Annotated in this window: 23 protein-coding genes; 11 read left to right on the forward strand and 12 right to left on the reverse strand. The window is 66.1% G+C overall.

The genetic code is table 11. The features are described from left to right. Nucleotides 1–91 precede the first annotated feature (91 nt). Nucleotides 92–1,639, forward strand: coding sequence for an aldehyde dehydrogenase family protein (locus ACGFK1_RS08020; protein ID WP_393427696.1), 1,548 nt, complete (start codon nucleotides 92–94; stop codon nucleotides 1,637–1,639). Continuing rightward, nucleotides 1,636–2,796 carry an NDMA-dependent alcohol dehydrogenase gene (locus ACGFK1_RS08025; protein ID WP_393427697.1) on the forward strand — a complete coding sequence of 387 codons (1,161 nt, stop codon included), beginning with the start codon at nucleotides 1,636–1,638 and terminating at the stop codon, nucleotides 2,794–2,796. Before ACGFK1_RS08020 ends, ACGFK1_RS08025 begins: the two co-directional genes overlap by 4 nt. On the opposite strand, the gene ACGFK1_RS08030 is transcribed toward ACGFK1_RS08025, so the two are convergent. Continuing rightward, entirely contained in the window at nucleotides 2,793–3,641 is an 849-nt protein-coding gene (locus ACGFK1_RS08030) for an SDR family oxidoreductase (protein ID WP_393427698.1), read from the reverse strand. The two genes, ACGFK1_RS08025 and ACGFK1_RS08030, sit on opposite strands and share 4 nt — an antisense overlap. 108 nt (nucleotides 3,642–3,749) lie before the next feature. Next, the gene (gene ybaK, locus ACGFK1_RS08035) at nucleotides 3,750–4,238 is read right to left on the reverse strand and encodes a Cys-tRNA(Pro) deacylase (protein WP_393427699.1); all 489 of its coding nucleotides are present in this window, start codon (nucleotides 4,236–4,238) and stop codon (nucleotides 3,750–3,752) included. A 128-nt stretch (nucleotides 4,239–4,366) separates the two neighbouring features. Here ybaK and ACGFK1_RS08040 point away from each other — a divergent pair, with 128 nt between their 5' ends. Together ACGFK1_RS08040 and rsrA are read left to right on the forward strand one after the other, a co-directional pair. Beyond that, nucleotides 4,367–5,164 carry a sigma-70 family RNA polymerase sigma factor gene (locus tag ACGFK1_RS08040; RefSeq protein ID WP_393427889.1) on the forward strand — a complete coding sequence of 266 codons (798 nt, stop codon included), beginning with the start codon at nucleotides 4,367–4,369 and terminating at the stop codon, nucleotides 5,162–5,164. Next, nucleotides 5,161–5,466, forward strand: coding sequence for a mycothiol system anti-sigma-R factor (gene rsrA, locus ACGFK1_RS08045; protein WP_393427700.1), 306 nt, complete (start codon nucleotides 5,161–5,163; stop codon nucleotides 5,464–5,466). Before ACGFK1_RS08040 ends, rsrA begins: the two co-directional genes overlap by 4 nt. 42 nt (nucleotides 5,467–5,508) lie before the next feature. Here the strand turns inward: rsrA and ACGFK1_RS08050 are convergent, their stop codons facing one another. Then, a complete protein-coding gene (locus ACGFK1_RS08050; RefSeq protein WP_393427701.1) occupies nucleotides 5,509–5,616 on the reverse strand; it encodes a 50S ribosomal protein bL37 in 108 nt (35 codons plus the stop codon). A 115-nt stretch (nucleotides 5,617–5,731) separates the two neighbouring features. Here ACGFK1_RS08050 and ACGFK1_RS08055 point away from each other — a divergent pair, with 115 nt between their 5' ends. Both ACGFK1_RS08055 and ACGFK1_RS08060 read left to right on the forward strand, forming a co-directional pair. Further along, entirely contained in the window at nucleotides 5,732–5,947 is a 216-nt protein-coding gene (locus tag ACGFK1_RS08055) for a biotin/lipoyl-binding carrier protein (RefSeq protein WP_006245864.1), read from the forward strand. Between the two features lie 38 nt (nucleotides 5,948–5,985). Continuing rightward, entirely contained in the window at nucleotides 5,986–7,512 is a 1,527-nt protein-coding gene (locus ACGFK1_RS08060; RefSeq protein ID WP_393427702.1) for a sensor histidine kinase, read from the forward strand. A 141-nt stretch (nucleotides 7,513–7,653) separates the two neighbouring features. Here ACGFK1_RS08060 and ACGFK1_RS08065 read toward each other — a convergent pair whose 3' ends face one another. Both ACGFK1_RS08065 and ACGFK1_RS08070 read right to left on the reverse strand, forming a co-directional pair. Beyond that, a complete protein-coding gene (locus tag ACGFK1_RS08065) occupies nucleotides 7,654–7,908 on the reverse strand; it encodes a WhiB family transcriptional regulator (RefSeq protein ID WP_101948707.1) in 255 nt (84 codons plus the stop codon). Nucleotides 7,909–8,155: 247 nt separating this feature from the next. Continuing rightward, nucleotides 8,156–9,112: a diacylglycerol/lipid kinase family protein gene (locus ACGFK1_RS08070; protein WP_393427703.1), complete on the reverse strand. Its 957-nt coding sequence runs from the start codon at nucleotides 9,110–9,112 to the stop codon at nucleotides 8,156–8,158. 39 nt (nucleotides 9,113–9,151) lie between these two features. Here ACGFK1_RS08070 and ACGFK1_RS08075 point away from each other — a divergent pair, with 39 nt between their 5' ends. Then, the gene (locus ACGFK1_RS08075; RefSeq protein WP_393427704.1) at nucleotides 9,152–9,580 is read left to right on the forward strand and encodes a hypothetical protein; all 429 of its coding nucleotides are present in this window, start codon (nucleotides 9,152–9,154) and stop codon (nucleotides 9,578–9,580) included. Here the strand turns inward: ACGFK1_RS08075 and ACGFK1_RS08080 are convergent. The 3 genes from ACGFK1_RS08080 to ACGFK1_RS08090 are packed head-to-tail and all read right to left on the reverse strand — an operon-like array spanning nucleotide 9,535 to nucleotide 11,716. Continuing rightward, the gene (locus ACGFK1_RS08080; protein WP_393427705.1) at nucleotides 9,535–10,014 is read right to left on the reverse strand and encodes a GNAT family N-acetyltransferase; all 480 of its coding nucleotides are present in this window, start codon (nucleotides 10,012–10,014) and stop codon (nucleotides 9,535–9,537) included. The two genes, ACGFK1_RS08075 and ACGFK1_RS08080, sit on opposite strands and share 46 nt — an antisense overlap. Then, a complete protein-coding gene (locus ACGFK1_RS08085; protein ID WP_393427706.1) occupies nucleotides 10,011–11,108 on the reverse strand; it encodes an isochorismate synthase MenF in 1,098 nt (365 codons plus the stop codon). The genes ACGFK1_RS08080 and ACGFK1_RS08085 overlap by 4 nt, the downstream gene beginning before the upstream one ends. Then, nucleotides 11,105–11,716, reverse strand: a complete 612-nt coding sequence (locus ACGFK1_RS08090) for an acid phosphatase (RefSeq protein ID WP_393427707.1) — start codon at nucleotides 11,714–11,716, stop codon at nucleotides 11,105–11,107. The genes ACGFK1_RS08085 and ACGFK1_RS08090 overlap by 4 nt, the downstream gene beginning before the upstream one ends. A gap of 50 nt (nucleotides 11,717–11,766) precedes the next feature. Here ACGFK1_RS08090 and ACGFK1_RS08095 point away from each other — a divergent pair, with 50 nt between their 5' ends. Then, complete coding sequence (locus ACGFK1_RS08095) at nucleotides 11,767–12,570, forward strand: ParA family protein (protein WP_393427708.1); 804 nt, start codon at nucleotides 11,767–11,769, stop codon at nucleotides 12,568–12,570. 55 nt (nucleotides 12,571–12,625) lie between these two features. On the opposite strand, the gene ACGFK1_RS08100 is transcribed toward ACGFK1_RS08095, so the two are convergent. Both ACGFK1_RS08100 and ACGFK1_RS08105 read right to left on the reverse strand, forming a co-directional pair. Beyond that, nucleotides 12,626–13,837: a hypothetical protein gene (locus ACGFK1_RS08100; protein WP_393427709.1), complete on the reverse strand. Its 1,212-nt coding sequence runs from the start codon at nucleotides 13,835–13,837 to the stop codon at nucleotides 12,626–12,628. Nucleotides 13,838–13,857: 20 nt separating this feature from the next. Further along, nucleotides 13,858–15,342 (reverse strand): DEAD/DEAH box helicase, encoded by a 1,485-nt coding sequence (locus ACGFK1_RS08105; RefSeq protein ID WP_393427710.1) that lies wholly within the window; start codon nucleotides 15,340–15,342, stop codon nucleotides 13,858–13,860. Nucleotides 15,343–15,574: 232 nt separating this feature from the next. On the opposite strand from ACGFK1_RS08105, the gene ACGFK1_RS08110 reads away from it, so the two are divergent. Beyond that, entirely contained in the window at nucleotides 15,575–16,267 is a 693-nt protein-coding gene (locus ACGFK1_RS08110; RefSeq protein ID WP_393427711.1) for a ferritin-like fold-containing protein, read from the forward strand. 7 nt (nucleotides 16,268–16,274) lie between these two features. On the opposite strand, the gene ACGFK1_RS08115 is transcribed toward ACGFK1_RS08110, so the two are convergent. Further along, complete coding sequence (locus ACGFK1_RS08115) at nucleotides 16,275–17,033, reverse strand: MmpS family transport accessory protein (protein WP_393427712.1); 759 nt, start codon at nucleotides 17,031–17,033, stop codon at nucleotides 16,275–16,277. A gap of 209 nt (nucleotides 17,034–17,242) precedes the next feature. Between ACGFK1_RS08115 and ACGFK1_RS08120 the strand changes: the two genes are divergently transcribed. Beyond that, nucleotides 17,243–17,500: a DUF3107 domain-containing protein gene (locus ACGFK1_RS08120; protein ID WP_393427713.1), complete on the forward strand. Its 258-nt coding sequence runs from the start codon at nucleotides 17,243–17,245 to the stop codon at nucleotides 17,498–17,500. Here ACGFK1_RS08120 and ACGFK1_RS08125 read toward each other — a convergent pair. After that, a complete protein-coding gene (locus ACGFK1_RS08125; protein ID WP_393427714.1) occupies nucleotides 17,487–18,140 on the reverse strand; it encodes a TetR/AcrR family transcriptional regulator in 654 nt (217 codons plus the stop codon). The two genes, ACGFK1_RS08120 and ACGFK1_RS08125, sit on opposite strands and share 14 nt — an antisense overlap. A 132-nt stretch (nucleotides 18,141–18,272) precedes the next feature. On the opposite strand from ACGFK1_RS08125, the gene ACGFK1_RS08130 reads away from it, so the two are divergent. Next, entirely contained in the window at nucleotides 18,273–19,322 is a 1,050-nt protein-coding gene (locus tag ACGFK1_RS08130) for a DUF3152 domain-containing protein (protein WP_393427715.1), read from the forward strand. Nucleotides 19,323–19,473 lie beyond the last annotated feature (151 nt).

A 19,473-nucleotide genomic window follows, 5' to 3' on the forward strand; every position in this document is an offset into this window, starting at 1 on the left:
GAGTATGCAAATACCCGCGTCGCGGCAGCTGGGCGGTGGGATTCTGACTGACGGCGCACCTACAGCAACGCCGCGAAATGGGGGACCCCACATGACCGCAATCCATCCCGACACCCGCCAGGGCACCATTGAGGTGCACAATCCCGCCGACGGCACCATCGTCGGGTCAGTGCCGATCGATTCGGCCGACACCGTTGCCGCCAAGGCCCGCGAACTGAGGCTGTTCCAGCCCGAGTGGGAGGCGCTCGGCCCGCGGGGTCGCAAGACGTGGCTGTTGAAATTCCAGGATTGGGTGCTCGACAACGCCGAGTGCCTCACCGATGTCGTGCAAGCGGAAACCGGGAAGGTGCGTGCGGACGCGTCGATCGAGGTGCCGTTGACCGCGGGGCTGCTGAAGTACTGGGCGAGCAATGCCGAGGCATTTCTGGCCGACCGCCATCCGAGGCCGCACAACGTCCTGATGATGACCAAGCGACTGACGACGGTATACCGGCCGTATCCGGTGGTCGGGTTGATCATCCCGTCAAACTTTCCGTTCGCCAACGCGGCCATCGACGGCATCGCCGCACTGGCGGCGGGCGCCGCGGTGCTGCTCAAACCGTCGGAGGTGACCCCGTTGAGCGCGGTCGAATTCGTCCGCGGCTGGAGCGAGATCGACGCACCGCCGGTGCTGTCCCTGACGACCGGATACGCCGACACGGGCGCCGCGGTCATCGCCAACTCCGACTATGTGCACTTCACCGGTTCGACAGCGACCGGGCGCAAGGTGGCCGTGGCGTGCGCGGAGCGGTTGATCCCCTACAGCCTGGAACTGGGCGGCAAGGACCCCGCGGTGGTGTTGGCCGACGCCGACCTCGACCGGGCCGCGAACGGCATCGCTTGGGGCGGGATGAACAACTCCGGACAGGTCTGCGTATCCGTCGAACGGGTTTACGTCGAGGCCCCCATCTACGACGAATTCGTCGCGAAACTCACCGACCGGGTGAGTCAACTGCGGCAAGGCCATGACGACGACAAGTACCGATTCGACGTCGGCGCGATGGCCACCGCGGCGCAACGCGACATCGTCGCGCGCCACGTCGACGAGGCGGTCGCACGTGGTGCACGGGTGACGACCGGCGGCAAGCCCACCGGCGTCGGTACCTTCTTCGAGCCCACTGTGCTTGCCGATGCCGACAACTCGATGGCTTGTATGCGGGAGGAGACGTTCGGCCCGACGCTGCCGGTGGTGAAGGTCGCCGACGAGGAGGAGGCGATCAGGCTGGCCAACGATTCCACCTACGGGCTTTCTGCGACGGTGTGGACCGGCGACCTCGCGCGGGGCGAGCGGGTCGCGCGCCGGATCGAAGCAGGTGCCGTCAACATCAACGACGCGCTGGCGAATGGATTCCAATTCGGGCTGCCGATGCCCGGCTGGAAGGACTCAGGGGTCGGCGCCCGCAATGGCGGTGCCGACGGCATCTTGAAATATTGCCGAGCGCAGGCGATTACGACGCCGCGGATGCCGACCCAGGCGCGGGAAGCGCTCTGGTATCCGTATTCGCGCCGCAAGTTCCGGTTCGCAATGGGGATGATCCGTGCCACCGCGGCGCACGGCCTGCGACGGCTCGGTATCACGCCGTGGGGAGGTGTTCGATGAAGTGCCGGGGCGCGGTTCTACGCGGCGTCGGGCAGGACTGGGACGTCACCGAGATCACGCTGGACCCGCCACGCGCGGGCGAGGTGCTGGTGAAGATGGCGTTCGCCGGGATCTGCCATTCCGACGATCACTTCTCCACCGGCGACATGGTTGCCACCCCCGAACTCGCGGCGATGATGGAGGCCATCGGTGCGCCGCGGTTCGACTACTTCCCTCTGCTCGGCGGCCACGAGGGTGCGGGCGTGGTTGCGGAGGTCGGCCAGGGCGTCCGGTCGCTAGCGCCCGGCGATCCCGTGTCGTTCTCGTTCATCCCCGCGTGCGGGAGATGTCGGTGGTGTGTATCGGGGATGACCTATCTCTGCGACAACGGCGCCGCGATGGTGACCAAGGAGTCGATCGACGGTGCCCGACGCCGTCACGTCGGCGGCGAGGACATGACCGCCTTCTGCCAGCTCGGCACATTTGCCGAATATGCGGTGCTCGCAGAGGAATCCGTGATCAAACTCGACGCGTCGATTCCGCTGCACGCCGCGTCGCTGTTGTCCTGCGGTGTGACGACCGGTTGGGGGTCGGGCACCGTCGGCGCCGGCACCCAACCGGGTGACACCGTCGTCATCGTCGGCACCGGCGGGGTGGGGATCAACGCCGTGCAGGGTGCCCGTGCTGCAGGAGCCAATGCCGTGATCGCGGTGGATCCCGTTGAATTCAAACGTGATTCGGCCAAGTTTTTCGGGGCCACCGACACCATCGCGTCGATGGAGGAGGCTTTTCCGTTGGTCAAGGAGGTGACGCGCGGCGTGATGGCGGATCGGGTGGTGCTGACGCCGAGCGTGATCCACGCTGAGATGTTGGCGCCGGCGCTGATGCTGACACGCAAGGGTGGCACCTGCCTGATGACCGCCGTCCCGAAGTTCGAGCTGAGCATGGTGCCGCTGGTGCTCGTCGACATGCTGCAGAACTGCAAGACCCTCAAGGGCCTGATCTACGGCGGCATGAACCCGCGCGCGAGTATGCCGATGCTGTTGGACATGTACCGCAATGGTCATCTCAAGCTCGACGAGCTGATCACCAAGCGCTACAAGCTGGACCAGATCAACGACGCCATCACCGACATGCGCGAAGGCCGAAACATCCGCGGCGTCATCGAATACGCCTAGGAGCCCGTGTAATTCGGCGGGTTGGGGGTGTCGACCCACAGATCGACGCCCAGCTGCGAACCGGGAACGCAGTCGTAGATCGACAGGTCGGTGACACCGGAGTCCAGCAGCACGTCCTCACACAACAGTGCATTGCCGGTGTACTCGCGGGCGGGCTTGTTGAGAATGACGTAGGCGGCATCGGCGTACACGTCGGGTTTGCGTGCGCGGCCCATCGCCTCGTCGCCGCCGAGCAGGTTCTGCACCGCGGCGGTGGCCACCAGCGTGCGCGGCCACAGCGTATTCGATGCGATGCCGTCCTCACGCAGTTCCTCGGCTATCGCCAACGCGCACAACGACATTCCGTACTTCGCCATCATGTATGCGGTGGGCTTGAGCCATTCGGGCTCCAACCGGATCGGCGGCGACAGCGTCAGGATGTGCGGGTTGTCGCGGTCGATCATGTGCGGGATGCAGGCCTGCGAAACGGTGTAGGTGCCGCGCACCTGAATGCCGTTCATCAGATCGAATCGCTTAAGCGGCACCTCTTTGATCGAGCCGAGGTTGATCGCCGACGCGTTGTTCACGCAGATGTCGATGCCGCCGAACTGCTCGACGGTCTGCGCCACCGCCGAAGCAACCGACTCCTCGTCGCGGATGTCGCCGACGATCGGCAACGCCTGCCCGCCTGCTTCCTCCAGTTCCTTGGCTGCGGTGTAGACGGTGCCGGGAAGTTTCGGATGCGGTTCGGCGGTCTTTGCGATCAGCGCGATGTTGGCGCCGTCGGCGGCGGCGCGTTTGGCGATCGCCAAGCCGATGCCACGGCTGGCGCCGGAGATGAACATGGTCTTCTGCGATAGCGACATGGGCTCACCCTAGAGGCAGGACGCGCCCGCACGCCCACACACGGCGAGATCAAGGTTACGACACGCAGAACCGCGGTTTTGTGTACTGGAACCTCATTTCGGCCCAGTTCAGACGCAGATATCGGCGGTGACCGCGTTGGTCAACCCGACCAGATCCTGCGGATGCACCGCGACGTCCCAACCGCGCTTCCCGGCGCTGCACAGCACCCGGTCCCAGTGCAGCGCCGACGCGTCGATCACGGTCGGCAACGACTTGCGCTGGCCGAACGGCGATATCCCACCGATGACGTAGCCCGTCGACCGTTCCGCGGCGGCTCGCTCGGCCATCGTGGCCTTCGGCGCGCCCAGCGCGGCCGCCGCCGCTTTCAGCGACAGCTTCGACGGCACCGGGATCACCGCGACCGCCAGCCCGTTGGGCAGCGCGATGACCAGCGTCTTGAACACCTGCTGCGGGCTGACACCCTCCAGCTGCGCGAGCTCGGCTGCCGCTTCGTCGCCGAACGACTGACTGCGGGGGTCGTGGTGGTACTGGAGGACTTCGTATGGGATCTGCGCGGCCAGCAGGGCCGCGATCGCCGGAGTTGCCGCACGCGCCACGGGGTCAGCGTATGCGGGAACAAGTGTGCCCGTGCCCGCTGTTGTTGTGGGCGGTTCGGCCCGCAAATGGGTCGTGTCGGTTACAGCCTCTAGGATCAAGGAAGGGGTCTTTGGTGCCTGCCATATGCCTGGACCGTGCGGTCGACGTGCCGGGTCTGTTTGGCGGCGCCGCAACGGAAGGGACGGTGTTCCCCACTATGACCGACATCGACGGACAGGCGCCGAATACGGAGCCGGAATCGTCGGGGTCTGATTCGGCGCCCGCGCCGGTGTCTGATTCGGCGCCCGCGCCGGTGTCTGATTCGGCGCCCGCGCCGGCTCCCGACAAGCCCGAGGAGACCGACGCCGAGTTGACGGCCCGGTTCGAGCGCGACGCGATTCCGCTGCTCGACCAGCTCTACGGCGGTGCGCTACGCATGACGCGCAACCCTGCGGACGCCGAGGACCTGCTGCAGGAAACCATGGTGAAGGCCTACGCCGGGTTCCGCTCATTCCGCGAGGGCACCAACTTGAAGGCGTGGCTGTACCGGATCCTGACCAACACCTACATCAACAGCTACCGCAAAAAGCAGCGGCAGCCCTCCGAGTACCCGACGGAGGAGATCACCGACTGGCAGTTGGCTGCCAACGCGGAGCACTCCTCGACCGGTCTGCGCTCGGCGGAGGTGGAGGCGCTGGAGGCGTTGCCGGACAGCGAGATCAAGGAAGCTCTGCAGGCGCTGCCTGAAGAGTTCAGGATGGCTGTGTACTACGCCGACGTCGAAGGCTTCCCGTATAAGGAGATCGCGGAAATCATGGATACGCCGATCGGGACAGTGATGTCCCGGCTGCACCGGGGCAGGCGCCAATTGCGCGACCTGTTGGCTGACGTGGCGAGGGACCGCGGCTTCATCCGCGGGCAGGCGCCCGAGGAGGTGTCATCGTGAGCGACCGTGACGGTGAAGAGCGCTGGTCCCCGCCGGTGGGCCCGGTAGATCCCGAACACCCGGACTGCGCGGCGGTCATCGCCGAGGTGTGGACGCTGCTGGACGGTGAGTGCACCCCGGAGACCCGGGACAAGCTTCGCCACCACCTCGAGGAGTGCCCCAGCTGCTTGCGCTATTACGGCGTCGAGGAGCGAGTCAAGTCGTTGATCGCGAAGAAGTGCGGCGGTGAGAAGGCGCCCGACAGGCTGCGTGAGCGGCTGCGCATCGAGATCAGCCGCACGACCATCATTCGGCGCGGTTAAGCGCGCCGGCCATCATTCGGCGGCGGTTAAGCGCGCCGGCCCTCATTCGGCGCGGCTAGCGCCCACAGACTTTGAACCGGCGTTGGGCCGCTTGCCGTGATTGGCCTTGGAGTGCTTGCGGTCGCGCTTCTTGCGGCCACGCTTGGCCATAGTGGTTCCTCCGTCTGGTTGTGCTTTGCGTCCATTGTCTCATGACCTCGCAGCGCACCCGAATCGTGCCGTTGTGGTTCGATAGAGCGGCATGGAGCAGCCGAAAGGGGTGAAGATGGCCGAGGATGTTCGCGCCGAGATCGTAGCCAGTGTGCTCGAGGTCGTAGTTCATGAGGGCGACCAGATCGGTGAGGGCGACACCCTGGTGCTGCTGGAGTCGATGAAAATGGAAATCCCCGTGCTGGCGGAGGTCGCCGGCACCGTCAGCAAGGTGAGCGTGTCCGTCGGCGATGTCATCCAGGCCGGCGACCTCATCGCGGTGATCAGCTGACGCGCCCTGGCGTAACACCGGCGCCGGAGTAAGTCGCGATGTCCACCCTCGGTGATCTGCTCGCCGAGCACACGATGCTTCCCGGCGGTGCCGTCGACCACCTGCACGCGGTGGTGGGTGAGTGGCAGCTGCTCGCCGACCTGTCGTTCGCCGACTACCTGATGTGGGTGAGGCGAGACGACGGCGTATTGGTATGTGTCGCACAGGTGCGGCCGAACACCGCGCCGACCGTGCTGCTGGCCGACGCCGTGGGAACTGTCAGCCCTGGCGGCAAGCTGCCATTGGTGACCGCGGCGTTTCATTCGGGCACGATAGGCCGGGGAAACGATGCGGCACAACAGGATTCGTCCAACTCCAATTCGGCTGCGAAGGTCGCCGCGGGGCTGAAGGTCGAAGCGGTCCCGGTGCGATACAACAACAACGTGGTGGCGGTGCTGACGCACCAGACTTCGCTGGGCGCCCGAAATGCCAGTCCGCTGGAGAGTGCCTACCTGGACTGCGCGGGCGACCTGCTGCTGATGCTCGCCGAGGGCACCTTTCCGAATGTCGGCGACTTGGCGATGTCTCGGTCCAGTCCCCGCGTCGGCGACGGGTTCATCCGCCTCGATGAAGCCGGTGTCGTCACCTTCGCCAGCCCGAATGCGATCTCGGCCTATCACCGCATGGGCCTGGCCGCCGAACTGGAGGGGCACAACCTGGTCGCTGTGACGAGACCGCTGATCGGCGATCCGTTCGAGGCGCAGGAACTGGCCAACCATGTTCGTGACTCGTTGGCGGGCGGATCGAGCATGCGGATGGAAGTCGATGCCGGGGGAGCGGCGGTGCTGCTACGCACCCTTCCGCTGGTGGTGCACGGCAACGCGGTCGGCGCGGCGGTGCTGATCCGAGACGTCACGGAGGTCAAGCGCCGCGATCGCGCGCTGCTGTCGAAGGACGCCACGATCCGCGAGATCCACCACCGCGTGAAGAACAACCTGCAGACCGTCGCGGCTCTCTTGCGGCTTCAGGCCAGGCGGACCAACAACGCCGAGGGCCGCGAGGCGTTGATCGAGTCGGTGCGTCGGGTGTCGTCGATCGCGCTGGTGCACGACGCGCTTTCGATGTCGGTGGACGAGGAGGTCAATCTCGACGAAGTGGTCGACCGCATCCTGCCGATCATGAATGACGTTGCGACCCCTGATATTCGGGACACGCCGATCCGCATCAACCGGGTCGGCGACCTCGGCGTGCTGGACGCTGACCGCGCCACCGCGTTGATCATGGTGATCACCGAACTCGTGCAAAACGCCATCGAGCACGCCTTCGACGGCACGAAAACACAGGGTTGCGTGACAATCCGCGCCGAGCGCTCGGCGCGGTGGCTGGACGTTGTCGTGCACGACGACGGCCGCGGCTTGCCGGACGGGTTCAGCCTGGAGAAGTCCGATCGGCTGGGGTTGCAGATCGTTCGGACGCTGGTGTCGGCCGAACTCGACGGTTCGCTCGGCATGCACGACGTGCCGACTGGAGGAACGGATGTGGTGCTGCGCGTGCCGATTGGCCGCAAGGCCCGGTTGGCTCAGTAACCGCACAGTGGGTCACAGTTTGTGACCGACTCCGCAAATAGACAATATGTGATCTATTTCGCATCAAATTGCATTTGCACACAGCTACGGCCCCGGCAAAATTTGCCGGGGCCGTAGCGAATTCGGGAACGCTGGTGGCGGTCAGACCCCGCTGCGGGCCTTGGTGCGAGCGTTGCGGCGCTTCAGCGCACGACGCTCGTCCTCGCTCATACCGCCCCACACGCCTGCGTCCTGGCCTGAATCCAAAGCCCAGGTGAGGCACTCCGTGGTCACCGGGCAGCGGTTACAGACAAGCTTCGCGTCAGCAATCTGCGCGATCGCAGGCCCGCTGTTCCCCACGGGGAAGAACAGCTCCGGGTCCTCGTCGCGACAGACCGCCTTATGGCGCCAATCCATAGTTCCAATCTCCTTACTGTGTGCGCAGCAGGGCGCACGAGCTTTTCTTCGGCTGTTAACGCGTGCACTCGAAATGTTTCTGCACTGTTGCTTCCGATGCTTTCACAGGCTGAACAGATGTCAATACTCGCGAGTTAACAAGTGGGTAATGTCACTTACGCGGGCCGTTAGCAGACCCCTCAACCGTTTGTACTACACTAAACCAATCTGCGCCCTGAATCAGCAGTGTGAATAGCGTTACTGCAGTTCAGAGGTAAGTTTTGTGCGGTGGGGCGACCACGCCCAACGCGTTCGGAACCGCGGTGAACGTCATCGCCTCGTGCTGACCCACATAGTCGCCGTCGATCTGACATGCCACCGGCGTGTCGCTTGTCACCCGCACCCATGGCAGGTCGTCATCGCGAATCAAATGCCTCGCCTCTATCCGCGGTTTCTTTGACACCATCTGGCGCACCAGTCCCAAATTGGCCCAGATATTCATGCTCGTGGTCGCGAACACCCCTAGTCCGCCCTCGAAGGTCGTCGTCGGGTTCGTCCACACCGGCCGCGTGTTCGCGTACGTCCAGGGGCTCGAATTCGACACGAACGCGAAATGGACGCCGGTGACAGGTTCCCTGCCCGGCAGGTGCAGCGTCAGCGTCGGGTCCTTGCGAGCGCTGGCGAGCACCTCGCGGATCGACACGCGGATGTAGCGGGAGGCCGTCACCTTGCGGCCCTTCGCGCGCTGCGCCTCGACGGCGGCCACCACGTCGCCGTCAACGCCCATGCCGGCGGTGAACACACACCAGCGTTCTTCGCAGTCCATCAGCCCGATGCGTCGCCAGGACTTGCGCCTGCCGTGTTCCGACAACAGGTCGACGAGCTGGTTCGTCGCCTCTATCGGGTCAGGGCTGATGCCGAGTGCCCTGGCGAAAACGTTGGCCGATCCGCCGGGCACCACCCCGACCGCCGGTGCGGGGCCGCCGGGACCCGCCTCCCCGAGAATGCCGTTGACCACCTCGTTCACCGTGCCGTCTCCGCCGTGCACGATCAGCACGTCAACGCCCTCACGTGTGGCATCTCTGCCGATTTCGATGGCGTGGCCGCGGTGGTCCGTGTGCACGACGGTGAGCTTCGTCCGACTCTCCAGCGCGTGCGCGAGTAAGTCGCGGCCCGCCGGAGTGGTCGACGTCGCATTGGGGTTGACGATCAGCACGGCGCGCACGGAGTCCGAGCCTAACCGGCTGCCTCTAGGCTCGACGTCGTGATCGTGCCCTCGCCGTCAACCGTTCGCCAGGCCGCCGTCATCGTCGGGCTGGAGGGCGCCGCGCTGGTCGGCGTATCGGTGGTGTTGGTCGTACGCCATCTCAGCGGCGTCGAGGACCAGCCGTGGCTGAGCGGATACGGCACCGCCGGCTGGTTCGCGATCATGGGCGCGGGCGTGCTCGCCGCGGCGGGGGCGTTGTGGACCGGACGCCGCTGGGGCCGCGGCATAGCGGTGTTCGCCCAGCTGCTGTTGCTGCCCGTCGCGTGGTACATGGGCGTCGGCTCACAACGCTGGTGGTACGCCATTCCCGTCGGGCTCGTTGCGCTGGTGACGCTCGGGCTGTTGTTCAGCCCGTCGACGCTGCAATGGCTGGGCGCGTCTCAGGATTCCGCGAGTGCGGACAACTCAGGGCCGGACACCCGATAGGTGATCCAGTCGGTCTGCGGTCGCCCGCCGACGGCGTCGTAGAGCGCGATCGCGTTGACGTTCCAATCCAGCACCGCCCACGACAGCCGGCTGTATCCGCGGTCGACGCATTCCCTGGCCAAGGTCGACAGCATCTTGCGGGCCAGTCCGCGGCGCCGGAACTGCGGGCGCACGAAGAGGTCCTCGAGGTAGATGCCTGCGACGCCGTCCCATGTGGAGAAGTTGCGAAACCACAGCGCGGCCGCGGCCGCCCGACCGTCGACCTCCGCGATGTGTCCGTACACCGTCGGGTGCGCACCGAAAAGCGCTTCGGCCAATTGTTTCTCGGTGACAGTACAGTCGGCGCTGGCCCGTTCGAACTCGGCCAGTTCGCGGATCATCGCGGTCAGTTCGACCTCGTCGCCCGGCTGCACGGGCCGGATGACTTCACTCATGTCTGGACCCCCAGCGCCGACAGAATTGTGTTGAATTTCGTTGTGGTCTCGTCGACTTCGTCATCGGGATCGGATTCGACGACGATGCCGCCGCCGGAGTGCGCGTCGGCGGTGCGGCGGTCGGCCGACAACTGCGCACAGCGGATCGACACCACCCACCGGCCGTCGCCACGCTGATCACACCAACCGACCGCACCCGCGTAGAAGCCGCGATCGCCTTCCAGTTCGTTGATCAGTTCGGCCGCAGCGCTCGCAGGAACGCCGCCCACCGCGGGAGTGGGATGCAGCGCAATCGCCAAATCCAATGCGGTCGTGGTCTTTTCGCGTAGCGTGCCGGTGATGGGTGTGTACAGGTGCCACACCGCCGCCGTCTTGCTCAGCTGCGGCTCCGGCGCGATCTGCAGATCGACGCAGAGCGGATCCAATGCCTCACGCATCGCGTCCACCACCAGTCGGTGCTCGTGGCGGTCCTTGGCCGACGCGGCGAGGGCCGCGCCACTGGCCTCGTCGGCCGCGGGGTCCGCCAACCGCGGCGCCGAGCCTGCGAACGGACGGCAGCTGACCTGATCGCCGCGCCGAGCGACCAGCAACTCAGGGCTGGCGCCCAGCAGCGCGGCACCCGAATAACCGCCGCCCGCGGCCGTCAGGTCGACGAGGTACGCGTTGACCGCGGCGTCATTGGCCACCAGCCGCGACACGATGCTTCGCGCGTCCAGCGGTCCTTCGGCGACCAGTCGCAGCACCCTTGCCAACACCACCTTGTGCAGGCCGCTGCCGGGATCCTGTAAGCGGCGCAACGCCGCGCCGATACGGGCCCGGTGTTCCTCGGGATCAGGGATGGTCTGCGCTATTCGGACCGCAGGCAGCTCGCGCACCGGCCAGTCCGGCAGCGTTTCGGTGAACTGGACCGACTGCGGACGGATCAGCGCCGCTGGCTTGGAAACGTCAAATGGCAAGGCGCCCAGAATGATTGGCGTGCTATGCGAGGCCAGCGCGGCGCGCGCGTCGGCGAGTTTGGGGAATGCGGTATGCACGCCCTCGGCGACGACGACACCGGTACGTCCGGCGAGCACAAACGCCGGTTCGCGGGTCACGTCGGGAGGCACGGGTGGCGGTGACCCGTGAGTCCGAGCGCGCTGATCTGACGCACGCCGTGTTCGAAGCCGCATACCGCGATCGATGCGGCCACCATCGCGAACCTGATGCCTTCGGAAATGTCCAATTCGACCCAGCGCGTCACCATCGCGCGCGAGAAGTGCCCGTGCCCGACGAACAACACGTCGCGCGACTCCATCTGCTGCAACGCGTACTCGATCGCTTGGTCGGCCCGGTCGCTGACCTGTTGCAGGCTCTCTCCACCGGGGCAGTCGTGCGTCCATACCAGCCAGTTGGGCACCGTCTCCCTGATCTGCTGCGTGGTCAGGCCCTCGTAGTCGCCGTAATCCCATTCGGCCAGAAGCGGAGATACCTCGTCGACGTTCAAGCCGGCCAGTTCGGCGGTGACCAGCGCCCGCTTGCGTGGACTGGACACCACCAACGGGTTGTCCAAGGTGAGCACCGAAAGCGCGTCAGCCGCCAACTTGGCCTGCTGACGTCCTGTCTCGGTGAGGTCGAGTTCGGTCCGGCTGGTGTGCTGACCGGACTTCGACCACTCGGTTTCGCCGTGGCGAAGCAGAAACAGCCGGTGCTGCAGAAGGCTCACGCAGAAAGATTGTGCCGCACGTCGGCTGCCGCGTGGGTACCCGTGCAACGATGAACACCGTGACGCGGGTACTTGCGGTCGCCAATCAAAAGGGTGGGGTCGCCAAAACAACGACGGTTGCGTCGTTGGGCGCGGCGATGGCGGAGACGGGCAAACGGGTTCTGCTCGTCGACCTCGATCCCCAGGGTTGTCTGACGTTTTCGCTGGGCCAGGACCCCGACAAGCTGGCCGTGTCGATCCACGAGGTGCTGCTGGGGGAGGTTGAACCCGACGCCGCGCTGGTCGACACGTCTGAGGGGATGACGCTGTTGCCTGCCAATATCGACCTGGCAGGCGCCGAGGCGATGCTGCTGATGCGGGCGGGGCGCGAGTATGCCCTGAAGCGGGCGCTGGCCAAGATCGGAGACCGCTACGACGTGGTGATCATCGACTGCCCGCCGTCGCTGGGAGTGCTGACATTGAATGGGTTGACCGCGGCCGACGACGTGATCGTGCCGCTGCAGTGCGAGACGCTCGCGCACCGCGGAGTCGGTCAATTCCTCCGCACGATCACCGACGTGCAGCAGATCACCAACTCCGACCTCAAGTTGCTGGGCGCGTTGCCGACGCTGTACGACTCGCGCACTACGCATAGTCGCGATGTGCTGCTCGACGTCGCGGACCGCTACGAACTGCCCGTGCTCGCGCCGCCGATCCCGCGCACGGTGCGCTTCGCCGAGGCCACCGCGTCGGGATGTTCGGTGTTGGCAGGCCGCAAGAACAAGGGGGCACACGCCTACCGCGAGTTGGCCAATGCGCTGCTGAAGCACTGGAAGAACGGCAAGGCGATGGCCACGTTCACCCCCGAGTTGTAGCGGTTTGTGCGCGTATCGGAGCGGTCAGCGCTCGTGGACGCGCACGAATCGCCGACTATCCCAGCGCGACGAGCTGGGCGCCGCGCTGCTCGAGGATCGTCGAACCCGCGACCGCGGGGACCACCGCCGCAGAACTCGGCGGCCTTTGCACCGCGATGTGTTCGAGGCCTGCGCCGGTCGCCGGGTCGAAAACGTCGTAGCCACCGGTGACCGGAACCAGCAACTTGCCTGCCATCATCGTCCCCGGCCCCAGCGGCATGTTGCTGCCCGCCGCACTGACGCTGTAGCGATAGCGAAGTCCGCTGGCGGAGAACACCATCACGGTGTCTCCCGTCCACCATGTGATCACATCTCCTGCCCGCGACATCGTCGCGTTTGACGACGGCGGCTTGGGCACCAGCGTGCTGGCGACGGTGGCGCCGGTCTCGTCGACGATGTTGACCGTCGGCTTCGGGGTGGGCACGTACACCGCGGTCGTGGTGTCCGATACCGCGACGACACGAGCCCCGGAGTTGTCGGCCACACCTGGCTGCGGAACGTATTTCAGCTCGGGGGTGTCCTCTTCGTCGGAGGGCCGCAGCAGGGTCAGTCGCAGGTCGGCCTGCTTCGGGCACGCCTCGAGCACGGACACCGCCGTGGAACTCGACTGCGCGTCCACCAGGCGGCAGATCGGCGTTGTGGGCACGCTGGGCTTGATCCGCGCGTCGAGTGCGCCGTAGGACAGCATCCGGACCATGTCCGAGCGCCACAACTCGAGTCGGCTGTCCCCGGCCGACAGCACAACGGTGCCGTCGGACGACAACCGCACCTTGGGGTCGGCGTACGCGGTGCGACTCGGCCCGCGCTTTCCGGTCTTGGCGTCGATCGTGCTGACCTGCCCGCAGCCACGGACGTCCGGATAGACCGCCACGGCGTAGTTGTAAACGTAACTGACACCGCACAATTCGAGGTCACGCGCATAGCTCCACCGGCTATCTCCGGTGGCCGGGTCGCGGCCGTCGACCTCGCGGCCGTCGCCGGTGACGACATTGCCTCCGACCACCAACGGCGTGGTGGTCTCGGGACTCGGCGCCGTCCAGAGCTGACGCAACGACGTCGGCACCGCCTTGGCGGTCGGCAGAGTGGGCGCAGGCGTTGCGGCCGGCCTGCTGATGGTGGCCCTCGCGTCGCTGGTCCACCAGATCAAGGCCGCCACGACGGTGACCACTGCCGCGATCGCCGCGGCCGCCACCATGTCGCCCCTGGTGCGGCGTTCGGGTTTGACCATCCGTCGAAGGTGAGCCTCGGCTAGCCCGCGTTGGCTGCTGCGGCCTTGCGCGGGCGGCGGCGTCGACGACGCTTGGCCGGTGACGCGGCGTCACCGGGGGTGTCGTCCGATGCGGTGTCGGGTTGCTCGGTCGCCGACTCGGGATGGCCGGTGGTCGGCTTGCCGCCGCGGGTCCGCCTGCGGGTGCGCGTCCGGGTGCGGGCGGGCCGCTCGGTCTTCTCGGCCGGGGCCTGCTTGGCCGGCGCCTGGCGTGGCTCTCCGATCGTGCCGGTGGCTTCGGTCGGGATGTCGAGCTCTTCGTAGAGGTGCGGTGAGCTGGAGTAGGTCTCGGCAGGGTCGGGGCAACCGAGGGTCAACGCCTTGTCGATCATTTCCCAGCGCGCCAACTCGTCCCAGTCCACCAGGGTGATCGCGACGCCGGTCTTGCCAGCGCGCCCGGTGCGGCCGATGCGGTGCACGTAGGCCTGCTCGTCCTCGGGAATCTGGTAGTTGATGACGTGAGTCACGTCGTCGATGTCGATGCCGCGGGCGGCGACGTCGGTGGCAACAAGGACGTCGATGGCGCCAGTGCGGAATGCCTTGAGCGACTTCTCGCGGGCGCCCTGGCCGAGATCACCGTGCACGGCGCCGACCTTGAATCCGCGCTCGGCGAGTTCGTCGGACACCTTCTGGGCGGTGCGCTTGGTCCTGGTGAAGATCATCGTGGCGCCGCGGCCGTTGGCCTGCAGCACGCGGGTGACCAACTCGACCTTGTCCAGCGCGTGGGCACGGTAGACGAACTGCTCGGTGGTGTCGTGAGTGGCCGCCGAATGCGGTGCCTCGGCGCGGATGTGCGTCGGCTGGTTCATGAACGTGCGGGCCAGCGTGATGATCGGGTCCGGCATCGTCGCGGAGAACAGCATCGCCTGCCGTTCATCGGGAATCTGCTTGAGGATGCGCTCGATGTCGGGCAGGAAGCCGAGGTCGAGCATTTCGTCGGCCTCGTCGAGGACCAGCATCGACAGCCCGCCGAGTTGCAGGTGGCCCTGCTGCGCGAGGTCGAGCAGGCGGCCCGGTGTGCCGACGACGACGTCGACTCCCTTTTGCAGGGCCTCGATCTGCGGCTCGTAGGGCCTGCCGCCGTAGATCGAGGTGACGGTCAGCTTGCGACCGTGCGCTCCGGCCTCGCCGCTGGTCGCGTCCACGGATAGATACTTCGCCGCCATCGCGAGGTCGCCATACACCTGCAGGCACAGTTCGCGGGTGGGTACCACCACCAGCGCCCTGGGGATGCCGGTCAGCGGCCGCTCGGAGTCGGTGGTGATGCGCTGCAACAGAGGCACACCGAAGGCAAGGGTCTTGCCCATGCCGGTGCGCGCCTGACCGATCAGGTCTTCGCCCGCGAGCGCGAGCGGCAGTGTCAGTTCCTGGATGGCAAAGGGATGTTCCTTGCCGTCTTCGGCCAGTGCGCGCACTATTTCGTCGCGAACGCCGAGTTCGGCAAACTTTGGATTGAGGTGAGTCATGCGGGGGGTAGGTAGCCTTTCTGGGTCGAACCTCGTAAGACCTCGCGGATTCCACACGCGCGCACGAGTTCGACGAAGCTACGGCCGAGGGCCCTGCGTTGAGGTCGCGGGCCGACTGCGTGCACGCACATTTCTTTTGGTAGCGGCTCTTGAAATGCCACTGCCGATACCCATGGTACCTGGTGGGCTTTGCCGGGCGATTGACGCGCCCGTCGGAGTCTAGAGTTGGGCCATGACTTCGACGCCGCCCGCCACTTCTCCCGAACAGACCACCTCGGGCGTGTCGGCCGGCCATCGCGGCGTCAACGAACTCTTCGCATTGCTGGCATACGGCGAGGTTGCCGCGTTCTACCGGCTCACCGACGAGGCGCGGATGGCGCCCAATCTGCGCGGCCGAATCAACATGGCCAGCATGGCCGCCGCCGAGATGAACCACTACGAAGTGCTTCGTGACGCGCTGGAGCGCAGGGGAGTCGACGTGGTGCCCGCGATGACCAAATACGCGTCGGCCCTGGAGAACTACCACCGGCTGACCACGCCGAGCACCTGGCTGGAAGCGCTGGTGAAGACCTACATCGGCGACGCGCTGGCCGCTGACTTCTACCTCGAGATCGCCGACGCGCTGCCCGACGAGGTGGCCGACGTGGTGCGTGCGGTGCTGTCGGAAACCGGGCACTCGCAGTTCGTCGTCGCCGAGGTGCAGGCCGCCGTGACCGCGAGTGAAAAACAGCGTCACCGGCTGGCGCTGTGGTCACGCCGGCTGCTCGGCGAGGCCATCACACAGGCCCAGTACGTGATGGCCGATCACGACGAGCTTGTCGACCTGGTGATGGCCAGCGGTGAGGGCCTGACGCAGATGACCGAGTTCTTCGATCGGCTACAACACACGCACAGCACGCGCATGCGCGAGCTCGGCCTGGCCTGAGCCGCGACTACTTCGTGCAGTTCGCGATCATCGTGTTGTTGTTCTGCATCGCGACCGTGGCGCCCGACGCATCGGTGATGCTGCAGTTGAGCTGACCGGTCACACTCGTCGCGGTGACCGAACCCAGCGTCACACCCGGATCCAGCACTACCGTCTTGGCCCACGGCAGCGCCACGTTCACGTCGGTCTGCAGCGCGCCCTGCGAATCGGTGTAGATGATCGTCACCAGGTCCAGCAGGCTGCGCTGACCCGTGACCCGGTACGTGATGGTGTTCGGCGCCGCAGTGGGCCGGGGAGCCGCCTCGGCGGGCGTACTGCTGGGCGGGGCGCTGGCCGTTGGGGTCACGGTGGTGACGGTTTCCGGTGGCAGCGTCGCCGCAGGTGGCGGTGCGGACGGGGTGGTGACCGGTGGCGCGGAGGTGGTGGCCGCCGGTTGGCTGGTGGTCGCGGGCGGGGCTGAAGTGTTGATGGTGGTCGACACCGAACCGCTGTCTCCGCCGCCGAGGATGACCACGGTGCAGATCACCGCGACGAGCAGAATCGCGCCTGCCACGGCGGCGATCCAGATCCACCGACGATCGAGGGGCTCGTAGTACTCCTCGATATCTCCGTACTCGTCGGCGGCGTCGTACTCGTCGTGACCTTCGTAGTCGTCGTAGTGGTCGCGGTCGAGATCGACCGTTTCGCTGCCGCGGTCGGACTGGCTCGGTATCCGTTCGGTAGGAGTCAGGGAGTACGGCGAATATGCGGTATAAGGCCTGTTCATGCAGCTGTCCCCGGTCGTTTCGTCCAATGCGTGCCTGATGCTATCGAGACAGGTGTGACGAATGAGGTTGACCCGCTGGTGCTTTGGTCACGGTCAGGACTCGGTTCGGTCGCGGTCGTTTCGCTACTCGCGAAGGGGCACGCCCGGCGTCGGCCCAGGGGCGTCCACTAGCCTTCTTGGCGAGGAACACACGAACGGAAAGGGTCAGCGTGGAGGTCAAGATCGGTGTCACCGACAGCCCGCGTGAGCTGAGCTTCAACAGTGCGCAGACACCCAGCGAGGTGGAGAAGTTGATCACCGATGCTTTGGAAAAGGATGCGGGCGTGCTGGCCCTGACCGATGAGAAGGGCCGCCGCTTCCTGGTGCAGGCGAAGAAGATCGCTTACGTGGAGATCGGCGCGGCCGATGTGCGCCGGGTCGGTTTCGGCGTTGGCGTGGTCGGGTCGGAGGCCGTCAAGAGCGGGTGAGCGGCACGTGGGACAGGCCGCCCCAGATGAACTGCACCGTGCCCTCGACCGCGTCGTCCTTGGAGATCGGCCGGTCATTGTTCAGCCAGTAGCGCGCCGAATCGACGCTGATGGCCACCAGGCCGACGGCGATCATCCGGGCCCGGTGCGGTTCCAGCCCTGAGTCGTGGCTGATCAGGTCGAACACGGCATCGGTGCACGCTTCGGTAGCGACCTTGACCTGGGCTGATACCTGCGGCTCGGTCACATAGTCGTTCTCGAAGATCAGCCGGTAACCCTGGCCGTCGTGCTCGATGAAGTCGAAGAATGCGTCCACCGCGGCCCGCACCCGCTGCCGGTTGTCGGTGGTGGTGCGCAATGCCTGGCGCACGCCGGAGACCAGATTGTCGGCGTGCCGATGAAGAACGGCCAGGTAGAGCTCCAGTTTCGACGTAAAGTGTTGATACAGAACGGGTTTGCTCACGCCCGCCCGGTCGGCGATCTCGTCCATGCCGGCGGCGTGATATCCGCGGTCGACGAAAACCTCGCTGGCAGCGGCTAGTAGCTGCCCCCGGCGTTCGTCGCGCGGAAGTCGGTTTCCGCGCCGACCCGCGCCGCCGTTGGCCAGCTTTCTGGCGGCGGAGTTGGCGAGATCGCTCATCAGGTCCTTCATCCGAATGGGTTTCGCAGAAACATTACTACCGTTGCTTGGGCGTTTGCGGATCGACGGCATCGGGCCACGGTGGTGGCGCGGCGGAAGTGCGAGGCCGATAGTCTGTGCCATCCTGTTGCGGTGACCTACGACTCCCGCGCGCGAGGAGGATCGGCGGGTCAACGGCGTCCCGGGAGCGGCCGCGTACCCGTGCTGCGTGACGAGTGGCGAGAACCCTTGCGCGCCCAACGCGACCCCATCGCTGAGGATTCTGGTCGGGTCAGGTCGAATCGCGACGAGCATCGCCGGGTTCGCAAGCAGACGTGGTTGGGCCGGTTCATCTCCACCTACGGGTGGCGCGCCTACGCGCTGCCGGTGCTGATCGCCTTGACCGTCGTCGTGATTTATCAAACGGTCACGGGCACCAGTGCACCCGCGCCAAAGCAGGCCGAGGGTCCGGTACAGGGTCCGCCGACCATCGGTGTGGCGAGCACGCAGATCATCGGCGCGCCGCCCAAGGGCCTCACCCAGTTCGATGTGAACCTGCCGACGGGCATCCTGCCCGAGGGCGGGCCGTTCACCGAGGCGGGTGCCAAGACGTGGCACGTCGTGCCTGGCAGCACGCCGAAGGTCGGCGAGGGCACCGCCAAGGCGTTCACCTACACCGTCGAGGTGGAGGACGGCGTCGACACAACAGGGTTCGGCGGCGACGACGGTTTCGCCAGGATGGTCAGCGAAACACTGTCCAATCCGAAGAGCTGGACCCACAATCCGCAATTCGCATTCACCCGCATCGACAGCGGCGTGCCGGATTTCCGCGTATCGCTGAGCTCCCCGATGACGGTGCGCGAGGGTTGCGGCTACGACATCCAACTCGAGGCGTCCTGCTACAACCCCGCCTACGACAACCAGCCTCGGGTGTTGATCAACGAAGCCCGTTGGGTGCGCGGCGCGGTGCCGTTCCAGGGCGACGTCGGCTCCTACCGGCAGTACCTGATCAATCACGAGGTCGGCCACGCGATCGGCTATCAACGCCACGAGCCGTGCGGCGACAATGGCGCGCTGGCCCCGGTGATGATGCAGCAGACGTTCTCGACGAACAACAACGACGCCGCCCGGTTCGACCCGCAGTCGGTCAAGCCCGACGGCAAGACGTGTCGGTTCAATCCCTGGCCGTATCCGATCGCCTGACCCGTCGCCGGACTCCCCCCGGCCAGTGGCCGTGTCTGTACACCGACACGCCGTCGTTGTCTGTACAGATGCGGTCGCTCGGCGTGATCACCCGGGAAGCAGACCAGGCTCGTTGCTGTTGAACCCAGCACCTGCTGTGATGGTCAGTAGA

The sequence above is a fragment of the Mycobacterium sp. NPDC048908 genome, from assembly GCF_043197955.1.
Lineage (GTDB): Bacteria > Actinomycetota > Actinomycetes > Mycobacteriales > Mycobacteriaceae > Mycobacterium.